Origin of the sequence: Metallosphaera yellowstonensis MK1 (genome assembly GCF_000243315.1) — an archaeon.
Lineage (GTDB): Archaea > Thermoproteota > Thermoprotei_A > Sulfolobales > Sulfolobaceae > Metallosphaera > Metallosphaera yellowstonensis.
In genome coordinates this window covers 1082869-1102180 of the sequence record NZ_JH597761.1, presented here as the reverse complement: position 1 = coordinate 1102180, position 19312 = coordinate 1082869, and the positions used below count along the sequence as shown (strand labels likewise).

At 53.5% G+C, this 19312-nt stretch carries 15 protein-coding genes and 1 pseudogene; 6 read left to right on the top strand and 10 right to left on the bottom strand.

All coding sequences use genetic code 11. The features are described from left to right. Positions 1-130 precede the first annotated feature (130 nt). From METMK1DRAFT_RS06515 to METMK1DRAFT_RS06490, 6 genes are all read right to left on the bottom strand, one after another. The gene (locus tag METMK1DRAFT_RS06515) at positions 131-421 is read right to left on the bottom strand and encodes an antibiotic biosynthesis monooxygenase family protein (protein WP_009071989.1); all 291 of its coding nucleotides are present in this window, start codon (positions 419-421) and stop codon (positions 131-133) included. Positions 422-453: 32 nt separating this feature from the next. Further along, on the bottom strand, positions 454-2094 hold the full coding sequence (gene soxC / locus METMK1DRAFT_RS06510) for a proton pump complex cytochrome B SoxC (RefSeq protein ID WP_009071987.1): 1641 nt from the start codon (positions 2092-2094) through the stop codon (positions 454-456). 45 nt (positions 2095-2139) lie between these two features. After that, complete coding sequence (soxL2, locus tag METMK1DRAFT_RS06505; RefSeq protein WP_009071984.1) at positions 2140-3120, bottom strand: Rieske iron-sulfur protein SoxL2; 981 nt, start codon at positions 3118-3120, stop codon at positions 2140-2142. Positions 3121-3165: 45 nt separating this feature from the next. Beyond that, complete coding sequence (cbsB, locus tag METMK1DRAFT_RS06500; RefSeq protein WP_009071982.1) at positions 3166-4101, bottom strand: cytochrome b558/566 subunit B; 936 nt, start codon at positions 4099-4101, stop codon at positions 3166-3168. Next, positions 4098-5468, bottom strand: a complete 1371-nt coding sequence (gene cbsA, locus METMK1DRAFT_RS06495; protein WP_425357379.1) for a cytochrome b558/566 subunit A — start codon at positions 5466-5468, stop codon at positions 4098-4100. The genes cbsB and cbsA overlap by 4 nt, the downstream gene beginning before the upstream one ends. A 225-nt stretch (positions 5469-5693) precedes the next feature. Next, the gene (locus METMK1DRAFT_RS06490) at positions 5694-5963 is read right to left on the bottom strand and encodes a hypothetical protein (protein ID WP_155812314.1); all 270 of its coding nucleotides are present in this window, start codon (positions 5961-5963) and stop codon (positions 5694-5696) included. Between the two features lie 1022 nt (positions 5964-6985). On the opposite strand from METMK1DRAFT_RS06490, the gene METMK1DRAFT_RS06485 reads away from it, so the two are divergent. The 3 genes from METMK1DRAFT_RS06485 (at position 6986) to METMK1DRAFT_RS06475 (ending at position 13866) form a co-directional block, all read left to right on the top strand. After that, positions 6986-7759: a rolling circle replication-associated protein gene (locus METMK1DRAFT_RS06485; protein ID WP_009071973.1), complete on the top strand. Its 774-nt coding sequence runs from the start codon at positions 6986-6988 to the stop codon at positions 7757-7759. Positions 7760-7996: 237 nt separating this feature from the next. Beyond that, positions 7997-10498, top strand: a complete 2502-nt coding sequence (gene nrfD, locus METMK1DRAFT_RS16335) for an NrfD/PsrC family molybdoenzyme membrane anchor subunit (RefSeq protein WP_172634118.1) — start codon at positions 7997-7999, stop codon at positions 10496-10498. After that, positions 10495-13866 (top strand): molybdopterin-dependent oxidoreductase, encoded by a 3372-nt coding sequence (locus tag METMK1DRAFT_RS06475; RefSeq protein ID WP_009071967.1) that lies wholly within the window; start codon positions 10495-10497, stop codon positions 13864-13866. The genes nrfD and METMK1DRAFT_RS06475 overlap by 4 nt, the downstream gene beginning before the upstream one ends. 224 nt (positions 13867-14090) lie before the next feature. On the opposite strand, the gene METMK1DRAFT_RS06470 is transcribed toward METMK1DRAFT_RS06475, so the two are convergent. Further along, the gene (locus tag METMK1DRAFT_RS06470) at positions 14091-14597 is read right to left on the bottom strand and encodes a hypothetical protein (RefSeq protein WP_009071964.1); all 507 of its coding nucleotides are present in this window, start codon (positions 14595-14597) and stop codon (positions 14091-14093) included. 125 nt (positions 14598-14722) lie between these two features. Here METMK1DRAFT_RS06470 and METMK1DRAFT_RS06465 point away from each other — a divergent pair, with 125 nt between their 5' ends. Continuing rightward, positions 14723-15307 carry an AAA family ATPase gene (locus tag METMK1DRAFT_RS06465; protein ID WP_216586091.1) on the top strand — a complete coding sequence of 195 codons (585 nt, stop codon included), beginning with the start codon at positions 14723-14725 and terminating at the stop codon, positions 15305-15307. A gap of 80 nt (positions 15308-15387) precedes the next feature. Here METMK1DRAFT_RS06465 and METMK1DRAFT_RS06460 read toward each other — a convergent pair. Beyond that, positions 15388-16496 (bottom strand): annotated as a pseudogene (locus METMK1DRAFT_RS06460) (transposase). Positions 16497-16604: 108 nt separating this feature from the next. On the opposite strand from METMK1DRAFT_RS06460, the gene METMK1DRAFT_RS06455 reads away from it, so the two are divergent. Beyond that, complete coding sequence (locus METMK1DRAFT_RS06455) at positions 16605-16799, top strand: hypothetical protein (protein WP_155812311.1); 195 nt, start codon at positions 16605-16607, stop codon at positions 16797-16799. 48 nt (positions 16800-16847) lie between these two features. Here METMK1DRAFT_RS06455 and METMK1DRAFT_RS06450 read toward each other — a convergent pair whose 3' ends face one another. Further along, the gene (locus METMK1DRAFT_RS06450) at positions 16848-17756 is read right to left on the bottom strand and encodes an IS5 family transposase (RefSeq protein ID WP_009071956.1); all 909 of its coding nucleotides are present in this window, start codon (positions 17754-17756) and stop codon (positions 16848-16850) included. A 40-nt stretch (positions 17757-17796) separates the two neighbouring features. Then, positions 17797-18345 carry an HAD-IC family P-type ATPase gene (locus METMK1DRAFT_RS06445; protein ID WP_009071954.1) on the bottom strand — a complete coding sequence of 183 codons (549 nt, stop codon included), beginning with the start codon at positions 18343-18345 and terminating at the stop codon, positions 17797-17799. 804 nt (positions 18346-19149) lie between these two features. Between METMK1DRAFT_RS06445 and METMK1DRAFT_RS19470 the strand changes: the two genes are divergently transcribed. Next, on the top strand, positions 19150-19275 hold the full coding sequence (locus METMK1DRAFT_RS19470; RefSeq protein ID WP_281034088.1) for a hypothetical protein: 126 nt from the start codon (positions 19150-19152) through the stop codon (positions 19273-19275). Positions 19276-19312 lie beyond the last annotated feature (37 nt).

Below are 19312 nucleotides of genomic sequence, written 5' to 3'. Positions count from 1 at the left end.
ATTGAAGAGGGGGTTTAAAGAGGCGGAACTCCTCTACAGCAGTTATGGGATTTCTCGTTAGGTGTAGCCTTGAAGTCAAGGCAAAATCCAATAACTGCTGTCCTCTATTAAAAAATAGGAAGAGATGAACTCATTCGACGAGCTGAAGAACTCTGTGTGTAGGCCTTCCCTCTAGGATGTTCTTCCCGTAACTGGTAGTATCCCTATAAGCCTGGCTTGAGATGAACTTCCTGAACGTGTCTAGATCGTCCCACTCACTGTATATAAGGTACTCTTGAGGGTCAGTCACGCTCCTGTAGAGCTTAGCGTCCCTAAAGCCTGGGTAGCTGGACTTGAGGTATTCCAAGACACTGGAGAAGGTCTGTTCGAACTCCTTCTCATGTCCTTTCTTCACCCTGTAATAGAAACCTACGTTTATCATAAAAATTACTATTGGTCTGGAAAATAAAAAACTTACTCCACCACTTCGTTAGGTTTCTTATACACTACGTAATGATATAGGGAGATGGCTTCCCCGAGCATGAGGAACACTAGACCTAAGTCCACTCCGAAGAGATTGGAGGCGTAGCCGGTGGGAGGTATAGTCCACATCTGCGCCACTAGGATCACCACTAGGATGAAGAGCAAACTCATGAGGATCTCAGCAAACTTCTTCTTGGTCTCGTTGGAAGTGGATACCGTAGCCTGCCTGGTCTCTGGCAAAGCCCTGTTGGGAACCGAAGTCAGCACTACCTTGGACATCTCCTTAGCCCCTAAATAGAAGAGTGATCCGAAGAAGGCGGTCACCGCAAAGGTGAAGGCCGATGGGTACTGTAACAGCTCCACCCAAGCTCCAGCGAACAGCATGGCTACAATAACGAAGAGAATGGACGTAAGCGGTGATGTACCCTTAATTACTTTCCCTTGATTCTCCAACGGTTTCATGAAGGTCAGACCCAGTGCCACTATTATGGCTGGAATCAGGTAAGCGACGACCTGTTCCTTAACACTCACCTCTACTCCAGGTGCTAGGTCACCCCAGAGGGACGTCTGAATGAGGTATGTCATCATCAATATCCCGATCCCAGTGAAGACCTTTCTCCTCAGGGGATGAAGCTCGTCAGACCTGTCGATGAAGGGTACCAGGACTAGGTAGACTAACGGAATGATGACGCCTATGAGTAGGAACACCACTACGTCACTGGTGAAGTCGGCTATCTTGTATAGGAAAAGGAAAAACCACGGAGGATAGGTAGTTATGTGAGCTGCAGCCGGGCTATTGGGAGGTGGAGCAGGTTTAGGGTTCATGAAGGGGTTGAGGAACTGGGGGAGACCGTTCAGGTAAGCCAGAGCGTTGGGTACCGCGAGTATGAAGCCCCAAGTTATGAAGATCAAGGAGCTCATGTAGACGAAATTTCTAGGCCACCACGGGTTGAACCTGGACCACTCCTCCTTTGTATACACCGCGGGAACCTTAGGCTTTACCTTCCTAGACGGCATCATGCCGTACTGTTCGGCAAGGAAGAAATGGAAGACGAATAGTAAACCTATCAAAGCTACCAGGATGATATGCATGGCCAATACTCTCTCGTAATCACCTGTATCGTAGTTCCCGAATATAATGGGGATCAGGAAGGATAGCTGGGGAATGGAAGTTATTATTCCAGCACCGACGTCCACAGCGCTCACAGCCAAGGCATCCCCGATTAGGCTGTAACCTAGGAAGGAAGCCCCCAAAGTTAGGACTAGCATGAGAACTCCCAAGATCCATAGGAGTTCTCTAGGTCTCTTGTAGGCTCCAGCGAAGTAGTTCCTGAACATGTGGACGTAGGCCAGGATGATCATAGCGTATGCCCCGTAGAGGTGGCTGTAGAGCACCACAGAACCATAAGGTACCTGTTGAATTATGGCCTCAGTGGACTGATAGCCGGCCTCTGGGTTGTAATACAGGAGGAGTATAAGCCCAGAGATGATCGTATAGATGAAGGAGGCTGCCACGAGTGCACCGAGCCATTCGTTCACGTGGTACATGTAGTCAGGAGTCTTGAAGAACGGGAGGTCCTCAAGCTTCAACCTCTCTGAGAACCACCCGGAGATCCTTTTGGAACCACTCATGTTATCACCTCATGTTTCAAGACAAAAAAGTGTTAATCGTTGGACTCATGAACCCGAGAATGGGTTTGTACTGGCCTGCAGTTGGGTCTTGTCACCCACTGAACTGCCGAACTGCGATGTATTCAAGTCGGAGTTTGGATCCTGAGACGGCGTTCCGTCAGCCCCCTCTGGGTACGTTGCCACTCCTATGGCCCCAATAGCGTAGAGGTAGTCTGTGGAGTTGTCCCACTCCAACAGGACTGCCGGTAGAGGTCTCACCGTAGGTCCGGTGAGGACTGCGGCCCCCCTATAGGGATCGTAGGTAGAGCCGTGACAATCGCAGTGAATTAGAGCTGGGACGTTGGCCTGTTTAGCCGCCAGCAGGGCCTGTGCCGTGAGCGTATCTGGCTCTGGAGCGGTTAGCTGGGACGGTCCAACGTAGTTAGGCGGGTAGAAGTGTATGTACGGAGGGGTACATCCAAGGTGCTGGCATATGGCCGAATAGGCAACTATGGAGTTTTTGGGACCCACGCCACCCGGGAACTTGTAGCTCTTGCCTGTCTGGGGAACAGTGACCTCAACCGGTGCTATGGCTACAGGGTTGTTGTCCTTGTCCCCCAGGTTGATCAGGAAGTTAGGCTCTCCAGTCAACGGGTATTCAAAGAGCATAATGATGGGACTATTTACGGGTACGGATGATGCCTTCACGGGATTTCCTGAGGAGTCGGTCAAAAGCGACTTGGGGAAACCAGAGGCTTGTTGAACTGGAGGTACTAATACTCTCAACCCTGGAACTACTCCCACAACTGTAGCTGCGGCTATCCCGATCACTATGCCCTTGAGGAAATTCCTCCTCCCCTCATCTACTCCGCCTACGTTCTTCCCCACGTAGTTGAAGAGGTAATCCTCCCCTTTCTCAACGAACTCCCTCGAGTCGAACCTAGTCTTCGGGTTTCTCATGGTCTTGAGCATCTTCTGAATGAAGAGTAAATCCGAGGTCCTCAGAACTCCCTTCTCCCCGTTTCCGAGCCTGAATTTTAGGGGCATGAGCCTTTCACAGAGTTTAAGAGGGCTACCATAAATATTAAGTCTTCAACGTTGGACTGATTTACTCAACTTGGACAGGATAGAGGCCCCTTCGTCACCAACATTGAGCAGTACAGAGCCCACTAGAGGGTAAATCATGTATAGAATAAGATGGTAACCATTAACGCCCAGGAAAGTCGTGGTCACGATCATGAAGTAGCCCAGGGAGGCCAGGAAGTTACCTTTCAACGCTAGTGCCACAATGAAATACAAGGCCAGGCTCAGGGAGAGGACGAAGACTGGCAGAGAATAAGGGTTTGAGAACACTATGCCGAAGACCGAGGGCATGACCATGTTCATTATGATCTCCATGAACCTGTTACCAGACACCACAAAGTACAAGGGTAAGAAGACGAATAGGGCAGGAACGGCCCCCCCATACGAAGCCAAGGCTCTCCTCATCCTCAGTCCTTTGGTCTTCCACACTAGAGTGTACAAGGCAAAACCGAGTACTGACGCGTCGAATAAGGCCAAGTAATTGAGGAGTGCCTCGCTGTGAACTACATCTACGTCTAGGGCTACCCACATGAGTATGATCACCATGAAAAACGTGGGAAGATTTAGGAGTGAAAGAGGTGTCGCCTTCAACAGGCTCTCCACGATGGCAACTATTCCCAGGACTACGACACCTACTTCGAGGGCTATCCACCAGGGCGACGCAAAGTAGTCTGGAACGATCGTGAACACGGGAGATATCATGAGGATCAGCCCGAGGGGGAGCAAGGCCTTCACCTTAGGCCAAATAAGGAATGAGAGCGTCACAATGCTCACGAAGCTGAGGTAGATCCCCACCTCTCCCAATCTGGTGAGAAGAGGGAGGGCAGGTATCTTTATGGGAAGGAAGGACACTGAGGCGACGAATTGAAGAATGAACTGGAGGACAGAACCTAAGGCTAAAAAAACCATGGTTAACTTGAGGAGGCCTCCCTGTCTGAGGCTCATCTCCTGAACACCACGTAGAGGGCAACTAAGGCTATTATGGCTACTACTGCCCCTACCACTGTGACGTCCAGGGTTACATTGCTTACTGTACTAGTGGTGGTGGACGGTGGTGTCGTCGTGGTAGTGTTTGTACTCGTGCTCGTAGTGGTCGTAGTTTGGGAGGGGGGAGAGGTGGAGAGAGTGAACTGCAGGAAGCCTGATGTGATGGACTTATCGAACAACGTCTCTCCCAACTTTCCCTGCCATACGGCGAAGGCAACGTAGTAAGTATTACCTACTGTGAAGTTGGGCATCCACTGCGCGTAGGCCTGAGGAACAGCTAGGGGTCTTACATACTCCACAGTCCAGTAACCGTCGGAGTAAGTGGCTCCGGTCTTTACGAAGAAAAGAGAGCCATTTAACCCAGAGGAAGAGACTGGTGCGTACCATATCCCAGCAGTGTCGACCTCATACATGTCAGTGTTGTTGGTGTAGAGGGGTACTGCGAAACCTTGATTTCCTGGATCTATGTACGGCAGGCCGGTCAAGGATTCGTTCTGCCACAGGTTAGTGGCGAAGGCTGGATCGTAGGTCTTGTTGGCCCAGGTAGCTCCTGATACCCACATCCATATATTGGCAGCACCTCCCTGTTGCTGTAGAGATCCTCCGGCATCCTTCAGGGTAAATCCATCGAATGTCTGACCTGGAAATTTTCCTCCTATGTTCATACAGTCACTGGTTGGCGGGATGACAGTCCCCATGTACCACATTATGGCAGCCCTATCTGGGTAATACCACGTGGAGTTCGTATAATACCCGTAGAACATACCGTTGTTGTAAAGGAGATCCTCCATCGGCCTCAGGGAGTGGTACAGGATGATTGTTCCGTTGGACAGAACCTCGATCTGGGTCCCGTTGGGGGTAGGTAGAGTTATGCCTGAGTAATTGAGTATAAGCCTTCCGCTTTTGGGTACTCCGTTCACTACTGCATAATAGTTAGAATAGGAGGTATTCATGTAATAGGTGGTACCGGGTGTGAGTTCAATCAGCCTGAACAGCCCAGGACCACTCGCGGGAGGATACAACGCTCCGGCCGCGGCAGACCACGCCCCGTAGGCGGGAGATGGAGCATACCATCTCATGAGGATCATGAGGTCAGTTCCGTTCCATGCTGCTTTGACGAGCACGTAGTGCGTTATTCCAGAGGTCGGAGCTTGAGGTATGTTGGCCGTCAGGGATATGTTGTCCCAGGCTATATTGGACCAGAACTGTTCTGTTCCTGGGGCGCTCAGGTTGGCCGTTCCTGTGATCTTGTAGGCAACAACCTGTGGTGTCGTCTGAGCCATGGGGACGCTTGCCAATCCCATTACGAGAGCTGCGACCAACATTCCAACCGTAGCTATGAGAAATAGCTTCCTACTGGATAGGGAAGATCTCATCATACATCCGTCACAATTTAGATGATAACCCCATTCATTAATAAACTTAAGACGTTGGACTCATCATCTCTCAGGAGCCTGGAGGCTTTTGAAGAAATGAAGGGGTTTTCTCCTCAAATGAGTGACGTAGAACCTTGAACGTCGAAGCTTGACCCTCTAAGATCGCACGATGGGTCAGCTCACTGAGGTTCCTCCGCCTCTACTCAGCCTCAGTGTGACCAACTTTATTTGATCAAATATTATATTAAATCCAAAACTCAACCCCAATACCCCCAAGACTATTGGGGGCGGCAGGGGGGTCACTAATATTCCTAGGATGGAGATCAGACAAGTGAAAGTTATGGCACCCACACTGGATAACAGTAATGGTAAGCTGGGAAGAGAGCTCCACATCCTCCTCCTCTCCCTGACCAGGTAGACGGTGAACTGACCAGTGAAGACCAACATGTCGAGGATAAGGGTGTGTATCTATGTTGTTGGAGTCTTCCATTAAAATTTTTGATCTACTGTAGAAGGGGCGAGGTTTGCCGTTCACTTTATCATTGTTCAGACCGGCTGTAAAAACCATCGTGAGCGAGCTATCTGTCCCCTACCTCGCGGAAGGGGACCTTCGCCCCCATAACCACCACTAACTTAAATATAGTTCCGCTGGTGCCAGTCAGATGAGGAGGATATCACACGACCGCGATGTCCCCGACTGCACGCGCCCAGTTGAGCGCCGAGGCGTGGGACGACTTCCTGCCGTAATGATCCCCCATAGCCTTCGCCGTCCCGGGAGGAGAATTCCACATGTAGGTGAATCGCGCGCCTAGTCCGATTCGGCACGGGGCAACTGTGTCTATAAGTATACATTTGTATACACCTAATCACATCGTTGCTCTCAATATAACACTCAACCTGCCGACTCGGTCCAGCGTCAACGGCTCAATATGAATCTTGCTGTATACATAAAGATTCAATATAACTATATCCTAGTTAACCCTAATCAGTCTTAAGTTTCTTCAAAATCATTCATCTAGCCGCTGTGTTGGCAGTTTGGCAGGTTTAACATGGAATTATCATCACTAGAATTGAGGAACAAGATGCACGCAATAAATTGCCGTGATTAGCAGTCCTCGTACAATAGCGCTTGATTGTGCAAATGTGTAAAATAGCAAACAAATATGCGCAAAATAAGTTTAATTTCAGTATCCAATAGACCAACTCAAACTGGAAACAGGGAGTTTTGGACTTTTTTGGGTGTTTTTCCGAGGGAATGTGTGGGTTTTTCGTATTTTGAGTTTTTGGTTTATTTTGGTTTTGATACCTGATTTGTTTTTGGGTTGGTTTTTGTTTTTGTTTCGTGTCTGTTTTATTTCCGATTATGATTAGCTTTAAAGGATTGCTTGTGTTAAGCCGTGTGTTTTTCACACATCATGTGAGTGCGGAATTTTTCTTTAGGTCTTCCTTAGGTTTTCCGGTTTTCGATGAAGAGCGGAAAAGTAAACTGCGTGAGAAAAGTAAACAGTTTACTTTTACTTTACTTTTACTTTAATTTGTCCAATTTCAGTTTACTTTTACCCGTGTTTGAGTTTAATTTCGAAAACGATATATGCGGGGGGATAATTATCCCCCCACATATGGACCTCGATGACGAGCGAAATATAATATGTGGGGCGCCTGATAAATCTTACGCTAAAAAGCACCCGTTGTTTTTAGAAGCCAATCGTGTTGTGCGTAGACCAAGTATATTTGGTTATGATAATGCGTGGGGAAGCGCTGATGAAGTAGAGGCGTATGCTAAAAGGTATATGGAGGATGTTACGAATAAGACGCTTGTTTTGATAAACCATGAACATCAAAAGATAAAGTATCTGCCTTATAAAACACGCTTTGATGATGAATATGCTAAGAGAATCGCGCGGAAATGGAAGAAGATAGGCTATACGGAAGGCATCTTCCTTACGTTGACGTTGAACCCTAACAGATTCTCAAGTTTGCATCAAGCATACACAGGGATGATAGAAGGATGGAACAAAATCGTTACAGCCATAAGAAAGCGGTATCCTAACTTCATAGGCTATGTAAGGGTCGTAGAGTTTCAGAAATCGGGTAATCCACATCTGCACATCATGCTGTTCGGTGTTGATTTTGTTCCTGTAGAGTGGATACGTGAACTTTGGGAAAATCATTATGGAGTGGGAACTCAAATTAATGTAAAACGTATCACTAATGACAAAGGGCTATTAGATATTTGTTAAAGTATCTGTTGAAAAGTTTTAAGGGTGATGATGATGAAACAAAGAGAAAGGCGTTTAAACAAAAAGCGTTACTTTGGGCGCTCAATAGTAGGGGTTGGACGGTGAGCAAGTCACTTGTTTCCTTGAAATATCATTTAATGAAGGGGTATGAGAATGTTGAATTCCGAAGATAGCAAAGGGCAAAGGACGTCGCGGCTCCATCGCGGCGTCAGTTCCCTGAAGGTCGGATTGTTCGCAATGTGGTTTGTCGCCTTCGTCGTCGGCGCCATAGCGGTGTACGAGGAACTGACCTCACCAGTGGACTTGACCAACGCGACGAGTTACGTGGTGTGGGGGCTGTACGTCCCGACATACATGTATTTCATAGGTGCCTCCGCCGGCGCGTTCTTGATCTCCGTGATCGTGAACGTATTGGGTACGAAAAAGCTGGAGCCCACGGTGAAGCTATCCCTTTACAGCGCCCTCGTGCTGTTGATCATGGCCATTTTCACGATAATCCTCGATCTCGGGCACCCAGAACGCGCGATCGAGGTGCTCTCTCGGCCCCAATACCACTCAGTGATGGCCGACGTAGTGACGGTATACGTTATATACTTCGTGCTCCTCGTGGTGGAGCTCCTGCTATCGTTCCGCCTCGACTTGATAGAGGGCCGCTTCGGCTCGCTCGGCGGAAGTGCTCCTATAAAGAAATTGATATCCAGATTGCTGCACCCGAGTGCCGGCTCTCCGGAGAGCCTGGAGAGGAGCGCGAGGTTGATTCGCAGGTCCTTCCTATATTTGGGGGCGTTTGGCCTCATCATCGCGCTGCTGTTCCACGGCGGAGTTGGAGCTCTACTGGGCACCGTGTACTTCTCCAAGCCCTGGTGGACCGGTCCGCTATTTCCGATAGTATTTGTAGCCGGAGCGCTGTATTCCGGGGCGGCACTCTTCATAGTAATCCTAATGGCCCTATGGCCGAGGAAGGATGAGGAGTTCAGGGAGATGATCGCGTATCTGGGGAGGATCGTCTACTGGCTCCTCATCGGGAACGCCGTGCTCATAGTCGCCGACCTCGTAATTCCCATCTGGTACGGAACCGACCCCGCCGGCACGGCCATTACGAACGAGGTCCTGTTCGGGCAGTACTGGTACGTCTTCTGGATCTTCGAGGTCCTGCTGGGGTTCATCGTCCCCGGGATCCTCCTCAGCAGCCGGTTCAGGGATAGGCCCGTAATCGTCGGCATCGGCGGCGCGTTCGCAGGTATCTTCTATTTCGCGGTCCGCCTCGTTGAGGTCATCCCGGCCTACAGTGTACCGGAAATTCCGGGCCTGCAGTCCGCCTACGTCGATCCCAGGCTCATTGACACGTACACCCCGAGCATCCACGAATGGGAGGTGGTCACGTTCATGGTGGCATTCGGCATCGGGCTGCTGTATCTCGGCTATCGCATCCTGCCGCTCGTGCCGCGGGCAGCGGCTCCCACGATGCCTGAGCAGGGGCGCGGGGGATCGGCTCCCACGATGCCTGAGCAGGGGCGCGGGGGATCGATGGGTCCCATCAGCGGTGATGCGGGCGAGCCTAAGCTGATGGAGAGGAGGGGGTTTCTGAGGTCCGTCAGCTTGGCGGCGGCCGGATTCTTAGTGGCCGTTTCCATCAAGTGGGGTGCCCTGACCAAGGCGACGTCATCTGCGCTGGCGTACAGCAGGCAGGCGGCGAGGGCCCTCATAGCCAGGGAGCGCGAGAGGCTGGCAGCGGTCAGCACCGGGATAATCGAAGGCCTGGCTCGCAGGGAGGGGGCGGAGAGACCCAGCTTCGTGGACGAGAATAAACTGGTGAAGGCCGCCGGCGAAGGGGTCGTCGCGGTTTCCCCGCTAGTTGCGCAGGCCGCGCAGGTGGCCGTCGCGGAGACGGATTTCGAGGACGAGAGCTGGTCGCAGCCGTACACGTGGTTGCCGGGCCAGCCGACGATACAGGTTCCGCCCGGGTACGATGAGCTGAACCCAATTTATCGGATGATGGAGGATCTGAAGCGCGCCCTCGCCAAGCCCGCGAACCAGCGTAAGTGGGGGATGGTCATCGACACGCGCAAGTGCGTGGGTTGCTTTGCGTGCACCGTGGGGTGCAAAATCGAGAACAAGGAGCCCCCCGGAGTCGTGTACAGGCCGGTTGTGGTGGCCGTGCACGGCGACTATCCGAACCAGTCGGCGACCTTCCTTCCGAGGCCCTGCATGCAGTGCGAAAACCCGCCATGCACCGAAGTCTGCCCCGTGGGTGCCACGTTCAAGAGGCCCGATGGCATAATCGCGATCGATTACGATGTATGCATAGGCTGCAGATACTGCATCACCACCTGCCCCTACCAGGCCAGGACCTTCGACTGGGGCCTCAACTACACGGACGGGACGCCCAAGATCGAGTACTACGATATTTGGACGTCGTTTGAGTACGGCGTTGACAAATGGGATCGTCCGGTGGACAGCAGGAAGTCGCCGAAGTTCAACACGCACAAGTGCCACTTCTGCATTCACAGGCTCGAGTCCGGGATGTTGCCGCAGTGCGTCACGACCTGCATCGGCAGGGCGACCTACTTCGGCGATCTCAACGACCCGGACAGCCTCGTCTCGAAGCTGCTTCGCGAGCAGGGCGTGTCCAGGCTCAAGGAGGAACTCGGCACCGAGCCGAAAGTTTACTACATAGGCCTTACCGAGCCCATGATGGAGGAGGAGGCGCCGATGGCCGATGGAGCGTGGGTGCCATGAGCGGGAACGAGACCAGGAAGGAAAGGGCGGGGACGGACGAGGGGAGGAGGAAATTCCTGAAGTCGGCCGCGCTGCTCGGCGGCGCGGCGGAGTTCTCAGCGCTGCTCTCCGCGGAGGAATCCCCTCCGGTCCCGGCCAACGGCTCGACCAGCGGATCCAGTCCCAACACCGAACGCTCGGGATCCCATGTCTTCTACAACGACTATGATGTATACCAGCTCGCGCACCCGGAGAACGTAATTTACTCTGCCTGCTTCATGTGCCATAACAACTGCGGTATAAAGGTGAAGATCCAATATGAGAACGGGAACGGCTATCCAGTCAAGATCGACGGGAATCCCTACATACCGACGAACATGTATCCTTGGCTCCCGTACGAGACGCCCCTCACGCAGGCGGTGCTCATAGACGGCAAAGTCTGCCCCAAGGGCCAGGCCGGTGTTCAGGACTACGCCGACCCTTACAGGGTGGTGAAGGTTCTGAAGCGCGCAGGTCCCAGGGGCTCCAATAAGTGGATCTCCATCCCGTTCGAGCAGGCAATAGAGGAAATAGTGAACGGCGGCTATCTATTCAAGGATGTGCCGGGCGAGGAGAACAGGTACGTCGAGGGGCTCAAGGACGTGATAAAGCTGACGGACCCCCAGCTCGCAGCCTCCATGGCCGCTGACGTGCAGAAGATAATGATGGGGCAGATGACCGTGGACGAGTTCAAAGCCAAGTACAAGGACAACCTCGATGTCCTCATCGATCCCGACCATCCGGACCTGGGCCCCAAGAACAACCAGTTCGTATTCTTCGCCAGCCGCATCGAGGGCAGCAGGTACGACCTCGCAATTAGGTTCACCAAGTACTCCCTGGGCTCCGTCAACGTCCTGGATCACTTTTCGATCTGCGACATAGCGCACCACGTGTCCGTCAAGTTGGTTACGGCCCAATACGTCGGGTGGAACAAGACCGGCATCGGCCCCGGGCAGCCCATCCACGGATGGCTCCCAGGGGCGACCGGCGCTAGGCCCGACTACGCCAACGCCGAGTTCGTCATAGCCTGGGGCACCAGCCCGTTCGAGGCGAGCTTCGGTCCGGTCAATGTCACGGAGCTGATAACCGACGGCCTGGTCACCGGGCGCCTGAAGCTGGCGGTGATCGATCCGAGGTATAGCAAGACGGCCGCGAAGGCCTGGAAGTGGATCCCGGTGAAGCCGGGAGGGGATCTGCCCCTCGCGATGGCGATGATAAGGTGGATAATTGAGAACAAGCGCTACGACGCCGTGTTTCTCAGCGCGGCCAACAAGGCCGCGGCCCAGCAGAACGGCTACCTGGACTGGACCAACGCCACGTGGCTCGTGGAGATAGAGCCCGACGGGAGGGCCAGCAGATTCGTGCGCGCCGCGGATCTGGGGCTTCAGGTGCCGAGCGGGGCCAACCCATACGACTACTTCGTGGCCATGGTCAACGGACAACCTGTGGCGTTCAACCCCTACGACGCCGAGAACCCCGTTGTAGGCGATTTGTTCGTGGACACAACCATAAACGGGATAAGGGTCAAGTCCGCCTTCCAGTTACTTTGGGAGGAGGCATCTTCGAAGAGCTTCGATGAGTGGTGCCAGCTGGCCGGGGTGAACCCCGCCGATGTGGAGGACGTGGCGAGTGAGTTCACGAGCCACGGCCATAAGGCTGCCGTGGACATGTACAGAGGACCGATAGCCCACTACAACGGAACCTACGCGGGCATGGCCATACAGCTCCTCAACGTGTTGATAGGCAACCCCGACTTCAAGGGCGGGCTGGCTGTCGGGGCCGCGAGCTGGCCGACGGCATCCGGCCGCGCGTTCGACGTCATGAGCGTCCCGAACGGGCTGACGCCCTTCGGGGTCAACATCATGAGGGCCGGCTACCTATATGAGATGACGACCCTGTACAAGGAGCAAGGCTACCCGGCTAAGCGTTCGTGGTTCCCGTTCGGTTGGGCCAGCCCCACGCTTCTAGGCGGCTACCAGGAAATTCTGCCCGCCGCCAAGGCCGGCTATCCCTACCCTCTCAAGATCGCCATCTTGTACGCCAACAATGTGGCAAACCTAGTTCCTTCGAACTATGAGCAAATAAAAGCGCTCCTCGACCTCAGCACGATCCCGCTCATAATAGCGATAGACACGAACATAGGGGACACATCAGTATTCGCAGACTACATCTTCCCTGATGGGACATACCTCGAGCAGTGGATGGTGGAGTCTCCGTCGCCTCAGGGCATGAGCGTGCTAAGCAAGTTCGCCGTCGTGAGGCAGCCGACCGCCCCTCCCGTGACCGAGACGGTCACGGTCTACGGCGAGCAGATGCCGATAAGCATGGAGGCCGTGCTGCTGGCCATCGCGGAGAAGATGAACCTGCCCGGGTTCGGGCCCGACGGATTCGGCCCCGGCGTTCCCTTCACGAGGCCGGAGCACTTCCACCTCAAGGAGGTGGCCAACTTGGCTGCCGGGAGCGCTCCCGGCGATGAGGTGCCCGACGCGAACGACGATGAGATGGAGCTGTTCTCCAAAGCGCGTAGGAATCTGCCGCCGAGCGTGTTCGACGCACAGAAGTGGCAGGAGGCCGTGGGTTCCTGGTGGCCCAAGGTAGTGTACGTGCTCAACAGGGGCGGACGCGCCACGCCGCTGAGCGAGTCGTATGAGGGAGAGTACATAAAGGTAGCTAGATACCCAGGGCTGTGGAACGTATTCAACGAGGCCCTTGCCGCGACCAAGGACAGCGTGACCGGCCAATACTACCACGGAATTCCAAAGTACTACCCGCCGACATACGCGGACGGCACTCCGATCGATCAGACGGGCTACACGTACCATCTACATACCTTCAAGCCGATATTCATCGCCAAGCGCACCATAGTGGAGTACTGGTCCCAGTTATCGATCCTGCCGTATCCCAACGTGGTCATGAACCCGGAGGACGCCAAGAGCCTCGGTCTCAAGAATGGCGACTTCGTTAGATTGGAAAGTCCATCACTCACGTCGGGCGAGCTCGACCTGGGGCCGCTCGGGAAGAGGTACATCGAGGGGCCTGTGCTGATGACACCGGCCATACGCCCTGGGGTGGTGAGCGTGGTACTAGACTACATGCACTGGGGATGGGGGGCCACGGATGCGGTGATAGACGGCGTGACGATAAAGGCTGACCCGAGGCGTAGAAGGGGCCTGCAAGCAAATCCTTTGATGCTGCCTGACAAGAACAACGTCGGCATGCCGCTAGCGGATCCGATCAGCTACCAGGCAGTGTATTTCGATACGATGGTCAACGTAGTTAAGATAGAGAAGCCAAAGGCAATAGCAAACGGCCAGTATCCGACGTCTTTGGCGAATCTGTGGAATTGGTGAACGCGTAAATCTATTTTTATTTTTTATTATGGATTTAAAATCACTCTATTGGAACGGCCCCGTTGGGCCCTACCAATATCGTGAGGTCGCCGAGCTCCAGCTCACCCTCATCGAACGACAGGAAGTTCTCGAGCCCCAGCTTGGTCACGTGCACGCCCGGGATGGCACGTCCGCGATTATTAGGCTCGCGGCCCCCGACCACGAGGCTTCCATCCGGTGGCCCTTCACCGCCCGCGCGGCGGCAGGACCTTCGGGCATTGCTGCCTTTTCCGGTGAAGCCTCAACGCAACGATCGGCAGGGCCGCGGATATGTATATAGCTGCTACGTAGCGCGCCCTGAGCCCGAGGGCGCCGTGCCACTCGAATGGGCCCATCACGACCAATAGGGCGGCCAATGGGAGGAGCAGGGCCACAAACGAATATATGACCTCCAGCGGCAGCTTGCAGGAGTTGCCGTTGCGAAGCATGGGAAAGTACTTGTCCCAGAACATCGGGATGAGCACCACGGAACCCACGATGACCACCGAGGCTCCGAGGGTGCTCGGGAAGTAGGGGCTGCCCGGACCCTCCAGGACGTAGATGGGGGCCGCGCCCTCTGACGCCCTCATAACCTCGAGAAAGTATGAGGCAACTATGCCCACGAGCACCATGTTCAGGCCGCGGATCAGCTGATAGGTATCGCCGCATCCGGATTTATCACAGCACTCGGACTTACTACCACGTTCAGCCATGCTTTAGGCTTATTCCGGTGATATCTCATATTTCTCGTTGTCTGCCGCCGCACACGGCGATCTGGTATCCGCGGGGATCCATGGAGGCCGCCGCAAGGCGGGGCGCCGGATTGCAGGCGGCGGATATGGATGGCGCGGATGCCTCAAGCGCCCTCCGCGACAAACCTTTTCAGCGCGTGCATCCCTCTTCATACGTGCCGCAGATAATAAGTAGGCTGAGGATCCGCAACCTCCTGACTTACGAGGACTCGGGCTGGATCGAGCTGGGGAGGAGGACGCTGATCGTCGGCCCGAACGGCTCCGGGAAGACGAACATGATCAGGGCGCTGCGCCTCCTGAGGGCGGCGGTCGGCCTAGAAGGGGGTATTCAAGAGACCGAGCTGCGCAACTATCTGCACGATCTTGGGAAATCCTCGGCGGGGATCGATCTTGAGATTTCACTATCGGAGGGGGAAGCCGTGAATACATATCAATTGTTCTGCTCGTACTATGATGGGAGCCAGGGAACGTGGATTTCACCCGGACCGAGTTGTGAGAAGCTAAAAGAGCGGCTAGCAGACGATGTGAGGATCTCATTCTCGTGGATCTCCGCCGATGGCGAATCCCCCCTCGGCTCTTCAAATGTGAAAGCATTTTACACTATATGGTTCTCAAAGGCGAATTTTGGCGTTTTTCTGCGCGCAGAACCATCGCAAATGTCTGAAGGCTGAAAACAGCTGTTTTGGGTGTTAAAAGCACCTGAAAAGTTAATGTTTCTGAGGAATATTAACAGGTCAGCAGTTATGGGACTTTAACGTAACTTAAAGATTTTCATCAGCCCCAGCGGTCCGCCTAAAGACGTTCAACGAACCTGAGGAACGCCTCCACGCTCCTCAGGTTAAGCTCCCCCACCAGCTCCCTGACGACGTTGGTCATGATGGTGAAGATCGCGAGGTAGCCCTGAAGCCTCTCCCTCCTCCAGAATGAGGAGTCCTCCAGTCCCAGGGCCTTGACGTCCCTGTGGAGCTTCTCGATCTCCCACCTCATCCTCCAGGCCTCCTCGATCTCCTCCTCGCTGAGCGAGAGGTCGGTCGTGTAGAGGTACTTCACGTGTGACCCGGAGTCACGTTTATATTCCCAGACTAGCAACTTTACCGTAATCGCTTGGCCTCCCAGGGTCAGGTCGGCGTAGTAGACTCCGGGGGGTAGGTCCCCCACTCGGAGGTGTCCCTCCACCTCCTCGAGGGTCCCCCGGGCCGACTCGACCCTGAGGAGCCTCCGGTTGGACTTGAGCTCAGACACCACGTTGTCCTTCACGAGCTTCTCTGACCAGTACCACGAGTCGAAGACGACCCTGGACACACGGAAGCGCTCCTTGAGCACGTCCAACATCTCCCTGGCCATCTCGATCTTGGTCTTGAACTCGTTGACCATCCCCAAGTCCAACATCTTCCTCACGGCGTAGGGGAAGGCTCCCACCATGAACGTCCTGCCCGTGGAGAGGTCCACTATGGCGACCGTGAGGAGCTGCACGCCCCTCTCGAACCTCCCGTGGGCGTGGCAGTAGATCCAGTAGTTCCCGTGGGGGCTCACGTCCCTCCCCCTGGAGTACTCCTTGTGGTCCACGGTGTCGTCTATGATGACGGCCACCTCACCCTTCACCAGCCCCGACAGGACCTCCAGGTAGTCCCTCCACGCGTCGTGGAGTTCCCCCAACGCCTCCAGCAGGTTCGCGTAGTCCAACCCGAACGTCTCAGCAGCATTCCTCACGCTGGACCTCCCACCTAGCAGGACCATCAAGACGAGTGCCAACCCGACCTTCCTGCTCCTCCCGTTCCTCCTCACTATGCCCAGGACCTGGTTGACCGCCTTGATCAGATCCTCCTTAGCCAGTTCGACCTGTCCCTTTCTGTTCGTCATCTACATCTTTTCAGCGGGACGACGTCGAAAATTAAAAACTTCTCGCTAATACCGACTTCTTCGTATTACCTCCCTAAGATTCCCATAACTGCTGAACAGGTGATGTTTTTGGATGTTGAAAGGTTCATTAAGAAGCATAAAATAACCAGAGATGACTGGCGAAGAGTAAAAATAACAAGAAAGATGATTGAAGATGCAAAGCAACTGGACATCAAGTTATCACCGGCGAGCGGGAAAACCCACACCCTTCACAGTAGATCTGCTTTGTGGATCTCTTCAATTTATTTCATAAACATAATATGATACACTGAGGATTTTTCAGTAGTTAATATTTCAACGTCATTCGTGAGCTCAAACCTTAATACCAGGAGCCCTACCGACTACATAATTAGCTAAATGGACCATCCATGCGTAAGCCCAGAACTTGAGCTTAGCCTCAACCACTTGCCCAGCAAAACTTGTAGCCCCAACAGATTCACCAAAGGTACGCTTCACTGCAGAGAACAGGGACTCAACTCTCCACCTAACACCGTAACCCCTCTCCTCCCTCCAACGTTCATAGCCCAACTCCTTGAACTCCCTCACAGCCTTCCTCCTGGCGGGATGACCGCGCCTAGCGTTCTCCCTAGGTGGGACAACTACCTCAACTCCCGTCTTGTAAACCTCGTTGGCGTCGTAAGCCTTATCCCCATAAAACCTCTCCACCTTCTTCCCCTCATCCTGTAAGTCCTTAGTCTTGACTGCAGCCTCGACCTCGTCGCTCGTCACCTCAGCGCTTACTACCTTGAACTCGTCCTTCTCCATAACCACTTCGATCTTGAGGAACTTTGAGTCCCTGGTCTTACCCCACTTTGCAACGACGTATTGTCCTCCCCTCGTTGTGCTTATTCCAGTACCATCAGCTATCACTTCTAGCTCGTCACTCGCTTCGGGGAACGTTACGTCCATGTTCCTCACCCTTTCCCATATTGTCGAGTAGTCTAGGCTTGTCGGGACGACCTTCAGTCCCTCTAGTGCTCTCAATACTCCTTCCATTGCCCTGTAGGGTAGGAACAAGTGCAGGAACGCTAGGAAGTCGTTGAACTCCTTTGGTGCCTTGTAGGTTTTCTTGGCATTCCTATTCTCTTCCTGGAGTAATTCCCACCAGTGTTGGAAGACGTAGAAGGGGAACATTAGCTCGTATCTCGTTATGACGTTCTCGTCGTACTTGTGCCAATCCCTCTTGTACTCACTCTTTCCCTTGTGCTTACTCTTTCCCATGGGTAATACTCGATGTAATTAGTTATAAATTTTTGTATAATTATGAAGTGACCCACAAAGCACCTTTTCCCCTCTCCACCGGTTGAGACTCACCAGTGAGTACGGACTGGTCGACTAGGACGATCCCGTCGATTATATGAACATCTGCAGGCACTATATCGCCTAACCTGACTGAAACGACGTCCCCAGGGACAAGCTCCTCTGCCGGAATGAGGGTCCACTTACCGTCGCGCTTGACCTTTGAAGTGACCTTGAGCCTTCTCTTTAATAATTCCACAGCGTTCTCCGCTCTATATTCTTGCATGAAACTTATAATGGAATTGAAAATGAGTAGGAAGAGTATTATTTCCATGTCGAGGTACTTATGGAGGACATAGGTGAGGATGGCCGTTATCTCCAACATCCAGGGAACAGGAGCCCAAAATTTCAGGAGGAGGAGAATTAAAGGATTCCTCTTCCTTTCAGTTACCATATTGGGCCCGTACTCCTTCAGCCTCTTGGAGGCTTCCTCTTGGCTAAGTCCTTGGTATGAGGTGTGAAGCTTCGCAAAAACGTCGACCTGGCCCGCGTCCTCTTTCCCAGAAGTCATGAGATTAGGATAAGCTCCGCATATTTTATCTTAACTGGGGTTAAGGTGCGGAAGACCCACCGTGGGGATGGATAGGCCCCCAATAAGGGCTAACGAGGAACTATGTTGAAGCCCACCGTAGGGTTCCGTTTCGGGGCACACATAGATCAACAAACGTTTAGGGCGTTAGAGGCCCGGTTGGAGTTAGCCTCAAGTTCACAACACCCTGCGTTGGGCAGACGTGTACTTCCGTGAAAGGGATGGGAAGGGTTTAACTCTCACGGAACTTAGGCAACTAGCACTGGACCTGAGGAAGCAGGACGTCCAATGTCAGTCAATGCACTCCCAGGTAGTCCAACAGGTCGCACTACGAGGCTAGACAGAGGTCCTTAGACGGACTGTCGCGTTTCCCCAGGGGGGCCCACAGGTACTTCTCCATGGTTTACACGCAAGGCGGGTGGAACGTCCTGAAGGTTGGGGGACCAAGAAGAGGGAGCTCGTTGTTCAGCGGTTGTAACGCGCGGGCGTCTTTAAGCTTGTCGTGCACAGGGACTTCCCCTTGAAGGTGAAGAGGGTAGTGTGAGACTGAGCAGGTCGGAGAGGGTGTACGTCTCGTTCGTGGTCTACCACGAGTTCCCGAAGTTTCCCAGGACGAACGAGGTGGTTGCCCCGAACGTCGGGATGGGAAGTCGCTAGTGACCTCGGATGGTGCCCAACCTGAGACCACACGAGGAGGCACTCGAGAGCTGAGGAAGCTGCACGGGGACCTCTCCAGGGAGGAGTTCCTGTCCAAGAGAGGCCAAGCCCGCTGAGACTTACGAGCACTTGAAGGAGCCGAGGAAGGACGTGAGGTTGGGCAAACACTTCGCCGAGAAGTACGACGTGGTAGTCATGGAGGACATTCAAGTTGAGGAACCGGTGGGTAAGTCCTTAAGGAACAGCAGTCATTAGACTTTGCCTTGACTTCAAGGTCACACCTAACGAAAAA

Excerpts from the sequence above, each read along its gene's own strand:
- METMK1DRAFT_RS06515 (WP_009071989.1), bottom strand. The coding sequence starts at position 421 with ATGATAAACGTAGGTTTCTATTACAGGGTGAAGAAAGGACATGAGAAG.
- soxC (WP_009071987.1), bottom strand. The coding sequence starts at position 2,094 with ATGAGTGGTTCCAAAAGGATCTCCGGGTGGTTCTCAGAGAGGTTGAAG.
- soxL2 (WP_009071984.1), bottom strand. The coding sequence starts at position 3,120 with ATGCCCCTAAAATTCAGGCTCGGAAACGGGGAGAAGGGAGTTCTGAGG.
- cbsB (WP_009071982.1), bottom strand. The coding sequence starts at position 4,101 with ATGAGCCTCAGACAGGGAGGCCTCCTCAAGTTAACCATGGTTTTTTTA.
- cbsA (WP_425357379.1), bottom strand. The coding sequence starts at position 5,468 with ATGTTGGTCGCAGCTCTCGTAATGGGATTGGCAAGCGTCCCCATGGCT.
- METMK1DRAFT_RS06485 (WP_009071973.1), top strand. The coding sequence starts at position 6,986 with ATGAAGAGCGGAAAAGTAAACTGCGTGAGAAAAGTAAACAGTTTACTT.
- nrfD (WP_172634118.1), top strand. The coding sequence starts at position 7,997 with ATGTGGTTTGTCGCCTTCGTCGTCGGCGCCATAGCGGTGTACGAGGAA.
- METMK1DRAFT_RS06475 (WP_009071967.1), top strand. The coding sequence starts at position 10,495 with ATGAGCGGGAACGAGACCAGGAAGGAAAGGGCGGGGACGGACGAGGGG.
- METMK1DRAFT_RS06470 (WP_009071964.1), bottom strand. The coding sequence starts at position 14,597 with ATGGCTGAACGTGGTAGTAAGTCCGAGTGCTGTGATAAATCCGGATGC.
- METMK1DRAFT_RS06465 (WP_216586091.1), top strand. The coding sequence starts at position 14,723 with ATGGATGGCGCGGATGCCTCAAGCGCCCTCCGCGACAAACCTTTTCAG.
- METMK1DRAFT_RS06450 (WP_009071956.1), bottom strand. The coding sequence starts at position 17,756 with ATGGGAAAGAGTAAGCACAAGGGAAAGAGTGAGTACAAGAGGGATTGG.
- METMK1DRAFT_RS06445 (WP_009071954.1), bottom strand. The coding sequence starts at position 18,345 with ATGACTTCTGGGAAAGAGGACGCGGGCCAGGTCGACGTTTTTGCGAAG.